The 10,786-nt window shown below is 66.0% G+C and carries 8 protein-coding genes; 1 reads left to right on the forward strand and 7 read right to left on the reverse strand.

The window, feature by feature from the left end; translation table 11 throughout:
- Positions 1–405 precede the first annotated feature (405 nt).
- Positions 406–729: a hypothetical protein gene (locus D6B98_RS38900; protein WP_235884942.1), complete on the forward strand. Its 324-nt coding sequence runs from the start codon at positions 406–408 to the stop codon at positions 727–729.
- Between the two features lie 883 nt (positions 730–1,612).
- On the opposite strand, the gene D6B98_RS38910 is transcribed toward D6B98_RS38900, so the two are convergent.
- From D6B98_RS38910 to D6B98_RS38945, 7 genes are all read right to left on the reverse strand, one after another.
- Positions 1,613–2,515: a terpene synthase family protein gene (locus D6B98_RS38910; RefSeq protein WP_126262168.1), complete on the reverse strand. Its 903-nt coding sequence runs from the start codon at positions 2,513–2,515 to the stop codon at positions 1,613–1,615.
- Complete coding sequence (locus D6B98_RS38915; protein WP_126262173.1) at positions 2,512–4,062, reverse strand: hypothetical protein; 1,551 nt, start codon at positions 4,060–4,062, stop codon at positions 2,512–2,514. Before D6B98_RS38915 ends, D6B98_RS38910 begins: the two co-directional genes overlap by 4 nt.
- Before the next feature lie 259 nt (positions 4,063–4,321).
- A complete protein-coding gene (locus D6B98_RS38925) occupies positions 4,322–5,320 on the reverse strand; it encodes a polyprenyl synthetase family protein (RefSeq protein WP_126262174.1) in 999 nt (332 codons plus the stop codon).
- 113 nt (positions 5,321–5,433) lie between these two features.
- Positions 5,434–6,777: a cytochrome P450 gene (locus D6B98_RS38930; RefSeq protein ID WP_126262169.1), complete on the reverse strand. Its 1,344-nt coding sequence runs from the start codon at positions 6,775–6,777 to the stop codon at positions 5,434–5,436.
- Positions 6,777–7,622, reverse strand: a complete 846-nt coding sequence (locus D6B98_RS38935) for an SDR family oxidoreductase (protein ID WP_126262170.1) — start codon at positions 7,620–7,622, stop codon at positions 6,777–6,779. The genes D6B98_RS38930 and D6B98_RS38935 overlap by 1 nt, the downstream gene beginning before the upstream one ends.
- Positions 7,609–9,207: a cytochrome P450 gene (locus tag D6B98_RS41775; protein ID WP_126262171.1), complete on the reverse strand. Its 1,599-nt coding sequence runs from the start codon at positions 9,205–9,207 to the stop codon at positions 7,609–7,611. The genes D6B98_RS38935 and D6B98_RS41775 overlap by 14 nt, the downstream gene beginning before the upstream one ends.
- 96 nt (positions 9,208–9,303) lie before the next feature.
- Positions 9,304–10,506, reverse strand: coding sequence for a cytochrome P450 (locus D6B98_RS38945; RefSeq protein WP_126262172.1), 1,203 nt, complete (start codon positions 10,504–10,506; stop codon positions 9,304–9,306).
- Positions 10,507–10,786: the final 280 nt, after the last annotated feature.

The raw sequence follows: 10,786 nt of genomic DNA on the forward strand, positions 1-10,786 counted from the left end.
ACCTGGCGGCGGCTCAAAGGCACAAATCAGTTGCCGAAGATCATCGCAGGTGTCAGATTCAACGATGGCATCGAGGTCATCCAAATGCCGGCAACCCACGCCGCCTGATCACCTCGTCACCCAGAATTCTGCATAGCTCGTGAACAGCTGGAGCGGAGCCGTTTTCCGGCGAGTAACGCGCGTGCCCTGGTCCGCGAAACTTCTCGAGCTGCCAATGGAACCGGTAACCTCGCCTGAATGCGAAGCCGATCGAGCAGAAATACCGCAGATAAGGACTCTCTACGCTGATTATCATCGTGGCCGCGATGCTAACGTAGCCCTGCTACTTGCTTGGGGCCAACATTGTCATCGCCGAAAATTTCCGTCCAGTCGACTACTACAGCCGATCGGGATCTAATCTTCGTAGTGATCGAGCGTCATCGCGAGCTGTCGGCGCATTACGAGGCGGCCCTGTCCGTATCGGCGAAGCTCGATGAGGGGCCCGAGTTTGATGCCGCCGACCAAATCAGCTGTCAAAGGAACCATGCTCTCGGGGAGCAAGTGAATGTGCTCATCCGTTCGAGGCCAACCACGATCGCGGGCGTTATTGCTCTGACCCGTTATGTCGGCAGTCTACGAGAGTGGGACCTTCCAGATGATGATGCGTGGTATCGGATTTTCTTAGAAGGGCTGGCAGACGCGATCGATGCAATCGCCATGGCGGAGCGGCTTGGGCAAAATGGCGATTAACATGGCGGTCGCTTTTATCTTCCGCGGCATACTTTTCTGGGGAGCAATTGCTGCGTTTCTCTATTTCGTCTGGAAGTTGCCCTTCTGAAGCCTGACGATTAGCGGCCTGTCCGAGCCAGTGTCAAGCAATGAGGAACAGCGGCTTTTCAAGCACGGTAAGCACCCGCTCCTGAACATGGCTGCGATATCAGTTTCGGTGGCCGTGCCCGAAGCTGATCCGTCTTAGAATCGTCGACCACGAACGCCTTGCCAGCGGTGCGGCAGGCGCGCTGATCGACTGCTGCAGAAGGGCGCGCGCTTGACAAAGATGAAGAGAACGGCAGCCCAGCTGCGGCCTTGAGCGAAGCGGGCCCGTTGTGCCAAGGAGGCGATGCCATAGCGTCGGTCACGGCCTGCACCGTCGGTCAGCTATCTGCCGGTTAAGTGCCCAAGAAAACATTAGTTTCTCTGGAAATTGGTGCACTTCCCGACATCACGGGACGGACGACCGCAGGAGCCGCGTTGGAGCAGCCCCTGGGGTCGGTGCCACGACGTTCCGCACGATCGCCACGGCGCCTGCTGGTTAGCACGTAGATCTGCCAGCAAGAACTGGCGCGCCCACGCTACGGCCACAGTTGGAGCTGCTCCAGTCCGTTCTCGATTCCTCAAGTCGGGTGGAAGTTGGCAGCCACTTCAAAGGCCGAGCGGCCGCCTGCCCGGCGATGTCCGCGGCGAGGCGGGTGGCGGCCTTCGCCAAATCGGCACCCCCAACGCTGCGCGTGGCGCTAGCGATCTGCGCGAGGACGCCGCGCCAGTCGCGGTCGCCCTCCACCCCCCCGCATCGGGCGACGGAGTTGCGTCGGATCGGACCGCGGCAGCGCGCACGCCGCCGCCTTCCGCGCGTTCAGGCCGGCGTACGGTTGCCTGCCCCCGCAGAATCGCTGCGGTACCGGATGGCCGAGGTCTGGTAGTACTGCGTGCGGATGGCCGCCATGGCGTCAATCAAAGGTCCCCACGGGGCCGGAAAGCGTTCTTCCGCCATCACCTGGTGCAGCATGCGCGTATGGCCGGCCAGCTCGTCGTTGAGGAACTCTACCACAGGCATCGCTGGATAGCGCTGCAGCAGCAGGATCGCCGCGTTGTCGGTTTCGCTGGCTGACCTGTCCTTGTCGCGTCCATGCAGATCGTTCTGCAGGCGCCCTATCGCGGAAATGAGCCGCAGGACCTGGCAAAACGCCGGACTCGTGCGCAAGGTCGCCATGTCCAGCCCCCACAGCAACGACAGGCAACAGAACACGTTCGCGTAGGCAATCGAATCGATGCCGTTGTGCAGGTACTCGGCGTAGGACCAGCGTTCCGCCCCTGCCGCGTGCGCATGCGCCGCGCGCAGCGCCGCGCAGTAGCGCTGGGTATCGTCGAGAAGCTGAGCATAGTCGCGACGATCGTAGGCGAGCGCGGCCAGCGAAGCGCGCAGCACAGCGCAACCCTCGAATCCGGGGAGCAAGCACGGCTCGCCCTGCCCCAGCGCTTGCTCCACGGCGGCGAGCTGCTCCGGCGCGATCAGGCCAAGGTCGTTGCAATCGTCGAGCCAGAACAGCAGCGCCAGTTCGCGATAGAACGCAACGATCAGCGTTTCGTCCTGCGGATCGCGACCGGTGCGGGCGCTGGTGTCGCTCAGGCTCGGGTGGATGTGCCGGAGGATGTACTGGCCGCCCCTGGCCGCTTCCACGGCATGCTCGTCGGCGAACCCGGTCAGGGAACGCCCCCACTCCAGCACCTGCTGCAGCACGCGCTCGGTCTGCATCATGGCGCCGCTCTTGCTCCCCCGGCCAGACCGCGCCGCCCCCAACGGAGCGCCAGCCACAACCCAGCGAGTTCGGCCACGCGCACGACCCGGGTGGGGCAATACAATTCCTTGCCGATCCACAGCGCCGTCTGCGGCAATGCATGCGCCGCATGGCGGGCGAGCATCCACTCCAGCGCACGTGCCACCACCCGCGCGATGCGCCGGCGCCCTGTCGCCTCTTCACTCCCGTCCATCACATGTAATGCGAACAGCGCGTACGCGGTTTCCTCGAATGTGGACGCGCGACCGGCGCCCCAGCCCCCGTCGTCGCGCTGCGCCTGCAGTAGCGCCGCCAGCGCGCGCTCGTCCCGCCACTGTGGCTTGCCTTGCGCCAGCGCAGCGATCGCATGTGCGGTGGGATACAGCCACGAAACGTGCCATTTTTCGTTGTCCCATAGACCGTGCGGGTTGCGATTGGCCTCGACGTACGCGCTTGTGCCCGCGGCGGGCTTTCCCAAGAATCGCAACGCATGCAGGGCATGGATGTTGGTCGACACCGAGGCATTGCGCTCGCCGGGGAAGGTGACGAACAGATCGCCGATTTCGAAACGGCGCAACGCATCGGCCGCCGGGTCGCGGGCTGCAAGGTGCAGGACGCACAACGCAACGGCGGTGTCGTCCGCATCAGCCGCGAAGTGCAAGGCAGGCCCCAGACCGCGCACGCTCAGACGGGCGTCGAGCTGCGCGACGATGACGCGGACCGCTTCAGCGAGCGCGGGATGCGCGAACAGTCCGGCGAGATGCAGGGTGTACAGCGACCAGCATGGCTCGAACACATCGATCGGCCAGACGTTGGGAACGACACCTTCGATGCCGCTGCGCGTCGCCCGTGATGCCATCTGCAGATACGCGTCGACGCGCCCCATCTGCGGCGTGCTCCCCCGTGTCCCGGCGTGCGCACGCCAGGCGGCAGTGGCCGCCGGACTGATGCCGATGCTGCCGTTGCCATCCGGGCATGCGGTGGTCGGCGACGTCCCCCAGGCTTCCCAAGAGTGCAGCAACGGATGGCCGCTCGGCAACATCGCCACCGCCCCAAGCTTGACCAGGCACGCTTGCCGCAACGGCAACAGCGCTGGATGGCGGGGAAACGCTACGCCCCCCAGCAAGGATGCAGCCTCACCGCAAAACTGCGGCAGGATCAGCTCCGCACCGACCGGCGCGTCTTCCGGGACCGCCTGCGCGTAGGGATCGGGTTGGCGCTGGAGGAACCGGGTCGCAGCCTGGACTGCGTCGGCAGCACCGGGAAGCGGACCGGCACGCTGCAATGCCAGTAACGCTGCCCACGTGGGCGCATGGCGGAACAGCGGGAAGTCCGCGCTTCCCCATCCGCCGTCAGCCTGTTGCTGCGTGATGAGCCACGCGTATGCGTCCTGCCGACCGGTGACGTTGCCGTGGAAGCGCAGCGCTCGCGCCGTGTCGTAAACAGACGGACCGACGCTGCCGCCATCGCTCATTTCGCTCAGCAGGAGGCGCAATTCGGAAAGGATCTGTTCGAACAACGCGTTCACGGGGGATGTTCCTTTTGCAGACGGTTGACGAGAACCGGGACGGGCAGACGCCGCGCATGTCGCCGCAGGCCCCTCGCATAGCCAGCGCCGGACGGCCCTGCTTCGGCGCGCCCCCCGATGCTGGCGCCGGTCCGCCGCATAGGCTTGCGCGCGGCCCAACCGCTGCAATCGGCGCCGCGGACTCGGACACAGCGCAGCATGCACCGCTGCCGCCCGCTGATCGCAGCGGCACAGGGCGACTCCATTCGGACGAGCACGCTCATGCGCATGGCGTGTGCCTGAACAGATACGCGTTGGCCCGCTGTAGGAGTTGTGCCAACCGTTCCGTACGCGGCCCCAGCGGCGCGATGGACTCCCCGGCATCGCGCAACAGATCCAGCGCGAACTGACGTGCTGCCCGCAGTCCCATGATCGACGCGCAGGTCGGCTTCTGCGCCGCCGCGTCCTTGCCGGGGGTCTTGCCCAGCGTCGCGGTATCCGCTGTCACGTCGAGAATGTCGTCGATCACCTGCAACGCCAGGCCGAAACAGGCGCTGTAGTGATCGAGCGCACAGTACAGCGCACCGTGCGCGGCATCCTCCGCGACAGCGCATAACGCGCCCATGCGAACGGACGCGCGCACTAGCGCTCCGCTCTTCATCCGGTGCATCGCCACGATCCTGTCCAGCTCGACGTGCTTTCCAACCAGCGACAGATCCATGGCCTGCCCGCCTGCGGCACCCTCGGCTGACACCGCCTGCGCCAGTTCGCGCACGAGCGCGATACGGTTGTCGCCCGGTGCATCCAGGCTCGCCAGGGTCAGGAAGGCGTGCGCCTGCAGCGCATCGCCGACCAGGATCGCGGTAGCTTCGCCGAACTTGACGTGCACGGTCGGAAGACCGCGGCGAAGCACGTCGTCGTCCATCGCGGGCAGATCGTCGTGGACCAGGGTACAGGCATGCATCATCTCGATAGCAGCGCCGACGTCGTCGAGCATGTGCGCCGGCGTGTCGGCCAGTGCGCCGGCAGCCAGACAGAGCAAGGCGCGGGTGCGCTTCCCGCCATGCAAGGTGGCGTAGCGCATCGCCGCCATCAGCTCGGTCTCACCGTGATGTTCGGCGCAGAGAAGACGCGCTAGCACCTGTTCGACCCGCTTTGCGCTGTCCTGCATCCAGATCACGGGCGGCAGCTCGCCGGATGCGCTGCGCACCTGCGCGCCCAATCCGCCGAGCACGGAATCACCAGTTCTGTCGTCCTGTGGCGTGGAACCGGTCTGCATGTTGTTCATGTCCTTGTCCCCTCACAGCGAGCCGCCGCGGGGCACCGTGCCCAGTGCAGCAATGCCGCACGTCGCCGGCGCCGCTGCCTCGCCACAGGAGCATGCGACCCCGCTCATGAGAATCCGATGCGGATAGTCATGGACGGATGTGCGGTCGGGTAATAGCGCCGGCCTTTTTCGACGCCGCTCAGCAACCGCGGCCGCGCCCCGCCCTCGTGCATGGTCAGTGCCAAGGCGATGCAGAACTGCACCAGTTCCAGCCACGCCAAGTGGTAGCCGATGCATACGTGTGGGCCGGTACCGAATTGCAGCAGGTCCACCGGCCGGATCGGCTCGGAGCGTTGCAGCCACCGCGCCAGGCGAAACTGATCAGGCGCCTCGTGCAGCAGCGCCGAGGTCGAGAAATGCAGCACCGGGATGCACAGATCTGTGCCAGCGGGAATGCGCCGTTGGCCGAGTCGCAATTCACGCACTGCGCGACGCACAAGGAGCGGCGTCGGCGGATGCACGCGCAGCGTCTCGCGGAACAGCGCCTCGGCGACCGGACACTGCGCCAGGTCCGCGTGCCGGGTCGGCACCGCGCCCACGCGTTGCGCCTCCTGGACCAGGGCGTCCCACAGCCCAGGCTGCCGTGCCAGCTCAATCACCATCCAGGCCATCGTCGAGGCGGTGGTGTCGTGACCACCAAGCAGAAGCAAGCGAAGATTGGCGACCAGGACGTCATCGGATAGCGCATCGTCGCTGCGATCGAAGGCGCTCACCATGTCGTTGATCAACCCGGTGCGCGCGGCACGTTCGCGTGCGTCGCGGACGAACTCGCGCAACCGCGCATCGATCCAGTCGCGGGCGGCGCGGCCGCGCCGCAAGGGCAGTCCGGGCAGGTCGACCGGGGGCGCGACGATCAACTGCAGCAGTTGCCGGTACTTGCGACGCCATTTCGGCAGGTCCTGCACGGGGATTCCCATGAGGCTGAAGATGAGCTTGAGCATCAGATCGCCGGTTTCGCGCAGGATGGTTACGTCGCCGCGGTCGCGCCACCTCTGCACCCGCGCCTGAATGATGGGCGCGAACAGCTCGCCGATGCCAGCCCGGGTCAGCCCCATGGGCAGGAGCGCCGGCTGGATCGCATCGCGCGCCTGCCGGTGCGCGGCGCCGTCCTGGGCGACCAACGTTCCGCCAAACAATTCGGGCGCGATCTCTTGGATCAGCGCCGTGGACACGTCCTTGTGCCGGAGCAGTGCGAACGCATCCGGATCCATGCAGGTCATCAGGTGTCCGGCAGGGCCGAAATCCAGCCAGAAGTGGCTGCCCAGGGTCCGTTCCGCGTGCCGCAGCAGGCGCGGCAGGCCGCAGACGATGGCGGGAAGATGCCCGACCAAGGGGAAAGCGCCGGGCACGACCGGGATGTCGTGCCGGAGCCGATGCCGACGGTTCAGCGGATTGAGCAGCATGTCCATCAGCAGCACGGCGACGCGGCCGCTTCGGTGGTCTCGCCGGTGGGCCGCGCGGCGCGGCTGTTGCCACCGTCGGCGTACGTCGGCACATGCGCCAGCATGCCGCCGTCGATGCACATGACCTGGCCGGTGATGAACGCTGCATCGTCGGAGAGCAGGAACGCCACCAGCGCGGCCACGTCCTCGGGGCGACCGACGCGCGGCAGGAGCTGGTGCCGGCGCAGATGTTGTTGCATGCGCTCGTCCAGCTTGGCGAGGAGACGCTCGGTCATGATGAGACCCGGCGCAACCGCGTTGCAGCGGATCTGCGCATGACCGTACTGGGTGGCGAGCGAGGCCGATAGCATGTTCATCGCCGCCTTCGACGTGGCGTACGACGTCAGCGCGGTGTCACCGCTGAGCCCCTGGCACGACGACATGTTGACGATCGCGCCACCGCCGCGGGCGATCATTCGTGGGATGGCCTGCCGGCAGCAGAGCAACGTCCCGCGCAAATTGGTCGCCATGGTCTGATCCCAGACCGCCAGGTCCAGGTCGAGGATCGCGCGGTCGCGCGGAGTCAGATGCATGGCGCCCGCGTTGTTCACCAGCAGGTCGACCCCACTGAAGTGCCGCTCCGCCGTCTCGAACAGCGCTGCCACCGCCTGCGCCTCAGCGATGTCGGTGGCCAGGGCCAGTGCGTGGCCCGCCTCGGCCGCGATTTGCGCGGTGCAGGCGATGGCCGCCGAGCCATCGATGTCGGCGACCGCCACTCTGCCGCCCTCGCGCGCGATGGCGAGGGCGCATGCCTTGCCGATACCGGCGCCGGCGCCGGTCACCACGGCCACCTTGCCTTCAAACCGTCCCATCGTGTCCTCCTGAATTGCATTGGTCTCTCGCGGCAAGCCGCTGGGCCTCCGCCGGAGTAGGTGCACTGTTGGTGCTGGCGCGCTCGTCATCGCCAGCTTCGCTTTCGATGACCCGAATGGCGGCGACCGGGCACTGGCTCGCTGCCAGCCGCACGGCGGCGTGCAGCGCCTGCGGGACTGTCGCCCCACACACTTCGGCCACGCCGTCTGGTTCGCGCTGGCGAAAGGTGCCCGGTAGCGTCAGCACGCACTGTCCGCTGGTTCCGCACAGATCCTGGTCGACCACGACGCACATCTCACCCCCCGGCGCACGCAGCCGCACCGGCAGCGCGCGGAACGTCCTCAGGAACGCGGAGGGCTCCCGGATCGGCTGCTCGGCCAATGCCAGCGTGGGGAAGCGCGCCTGAAGCCGCGGCAAACTCTCGGCCAACTGCACCCGGGCCAGTTGCGCACCGAGGCAGAAGTGGATGCCGTGGCCGAAGCTCAGCATGATCTTCCCGTCCGTCGACATGCCAGGACTGGTGCCGTAGAACCGCGCGGGATCGAAGCGGTCGGGATTGGCGAAGGCATCAGGGTCGCGATTGCCGGACGCGATCAGCACGCGCACGTCCGCGTTCTTCGGGATCACCACGCCGCCCAATTCGATGTCGCGCTGGGCGATGCGCGGAATGGAGCTGAACATGGCGGGCGCATCGCAGCGCAGGACTTCTTCGATGAATGCCTTTACCCCCATGGCGTCTCCCTGCAGCCAGTGCCGCTGTTCGGGATACGCCAGCATCGACAGGACCGCATGGTCGATGGTCGCAGCAGTGGTGGCGAAGCCACCCAGCAGCATACCCCACAACATGCTGATCAACTCCGCATCCGACAGCGTGTCGGCATCATCGTCGTGTGCACCGACCAGCATCGACACGATGTCGTGTCGGGGATCCGTGCGCTTGCGCTGTATGAGACCGCCGAAGTAGGCCTTCACTCTGGCACTGGCCACGTCCGCCGCGGCGAGCCGGGCATCGCTGGCGTGCGGGCTCAGGCCTTCCAGAATGGCGCCGATGCCGGCGGCGAGCCCGAACATGTCGTCCTGGGGCATGCCAAACAGTTCGGCGAAGACTAGCATGGGCAATGCCAGCGCGAATTCCCGATGCAGGTCCACGACCTCCCCGCCCTCCAGCGCGGGCGCCATGACGTCGAGGCGCGCTGCGACGATGCGCGCGATGCTCGGCCGCAGGTTGTCGATCTGGCTCATGTTGAAATCGCGCGAGATCAGCCGGCGCAGACGCGTATGCGCAGGTGGGTCCTTCATCGCTAGCGTGGAGGCTAGCAGATTAAGCGACAGGCTGGTCGCCGCATGCGGAAAATAGCGCGCCAGTTCGCCCGGCGCTGGTCCCCGAAACGCATCACCCGTTGCCTTGAGCGCCCAGTAGATGTCAGCGTGGCGGCTCAACAGAAATAGGCCCGACGCCGCGCGATGCACCGGATCATGCTCGCGTAACCACCGCATGAACGGATACGGGTCGTTGATCCACGCCCGCGACGCCAGTTCGGCGAAGGCGTCGCGGCATGCTGCCGTGGTTTCTTGCACGTCCATCTTGGTTACCCTGTTGGCTGGCTGATCTGAACGGTGCGCCGCAGGCGCGCCGGCAAATCGCGGAGGCGATCGCGATTCCTCAGCGGCGTCCGCACATCACCAGAGCACCGGGAACTCCTCGAACCCGCCAGTGATGATCTCTTTGCGCAACTTCAGTTCTTCGGGCGCCATGGCCAGGCGCAGCGCGGGAAAGCGCTGGAAGATCGAACCGAACACCGCCTTGAGTTCCAGTCTGGCGAGCGCCCCGCCGATGCAGGAGTGCGGCCCGTAGGAGAACGCCAGGTGCGGCTTTTCCTCGCGTCCGATGTCGAAGATTTCCGGTTCGTCGAAATGGCGCGGGTCGAACGACGTTGCCGGCAAGCCGACGAGCACTTTGCTCTCCGCGGGAATATGAACGCCCGCGATGGTCACGTCGGTCTTCGGATAGCGCATGATGCCGTCCCAGCCCGCCCCCGGCGGGTACATGCGCAGGATTTCCTCCACCGCCTTATCCACCAGGGATGGATCGCCGACCAGGCGTTCGCGCTGTTGCGGATGTCGGAACATGGCCAGCAGGCCGAATTCGATTTGAGCGACGGTGCTCTCGTGCCCCGCCACCAGCATGCCCGCCGCTAGGCCGATCGCTTCTTCTTCGGTCGCCTCGCGATGGTCGACCGCCGCGAGCAGATCCGTCAGCAAATTGTCGCCCGGATCTTGGCGTTTGTCCCGCATCTTGCAGCGGATGTAGGCGCGTAGTTCGTCCCAGGCCAGGCGCGACGTGCTGCGCGGGCCGCTTTCGTGCTGGTGCGTCATCACCTCGTCGGACAGCCGGGCGAAAAAGGCGTGATCCTCGTAGAGCACGCCCATCAGCGCGCTGATGACCATGGCAGGAAGCGGAAAGGAGAGGTGGCGCCGCAAGTCGGCGGGCTGGCGCTGCGCCGCCAGGTTCTCGAACAACTGCGCAGCGACCGCCTCGACATGCTGCGCCAGCAGCTTCACCCTGCGGCTGCTGAAGGCCGGCGCCACCAGCGTGCGCAACCGGACATGCTCGTCCCCCTCGTGCGAGACCAGCCACCCCGGCGAACCAAGAATCACCGAATCCGGGGTGAACGTCGTCGGCGGCATTCCCGCCGGCCGGAACGCCGCGTCCGACAGCACCGCCTTGGCCTCCTCGTAGCCTGTCACCCACCAACCCTCGTGCCCGGACGGGAAACGCACCCGGTGGATCGGACCGTTGGCGCGTAGCGCCAACATCTCGGGAGACGGCTCAATGTGATCGACGCGCCACATCGGGAGTGTCGGCAGAGGTTGTTCGGACATGGCACTACACTCTCTAAGGGGAAGGTGCTCACGGGCGCTGCGGGCAGCGATTTCCCGTGCGCTTGCGTTCACTTCTGTTCGTCGATGATAATCGGCGGGGAAGGCGGCCGAATCCTAGGGCCTCAAGTTGGCTTTAGCCACCTACCGAATCTTGTAGTAGCCCCTAAGCTAAACGCCTGGTGACGCAAAGATCTGCGAAGAACTCTGAGCTGGTCCCGCAAATCTGAACAGCGCGATAAGTGGAGTTTCTGCCTGACGGCGGGCAAGATTGACCCGCGAA

The sequence above is a fragment of the Bradyrhizobium sp. LVM 105 genome (assembly GCF_003957705.1).
GTDB lineage: Bacteria > Pseudomonadota > Alphaproteobacteria > Rhizobiales > Xanthobacteraceae > Bradyrhizobium > Bradyrhizobium frederickii.

Coding starts and splice junctions, on each gene's coding strand:
- D6B98_RS38910 (WP_126262168.1), bottom strand. CDS start 2,515: ATGATGCAGACCGAGCGCGTGCTGCAGCAGGTGCTGGAGTGGGGGCGT.
- D6B98_RS38925 (WP_126262174.1), bottom strand. CDS start 5,320: ATGCAGACCGGTTCCACGCCACAGGACGACAGAACTGGTGATTCCGTG.
- D6B98_RS38930 (WP_126262169.1), bottom strand. CDS start 6,777: ATGGACATGCTGCTCAATCCGCTGAACCGTCGGCATCGGCTCCGGCAC.
- D6B98_RS38935 (WP_126262170.1), bottom strand. CDS start 7,622: ATGGGACGGTTTGAAGGCAAGGTGGCCGTGGTGACCGGCGCCGGCGCC.
- D6B98_RS41775 (WP_126262171.1), bottom strand. CDS start 9,207: ATGGACGTGCAAGAAACCACGGCAGCATGCCGCGACGCCTTCGCCGAA.
- D6B98_RS38945 (WP_126262172.1), bottom strand. CDS start 10,506: ATGTCCGAACAACCTCTGCCGACACTCCCGATGTGGCGCGTCGATCAC.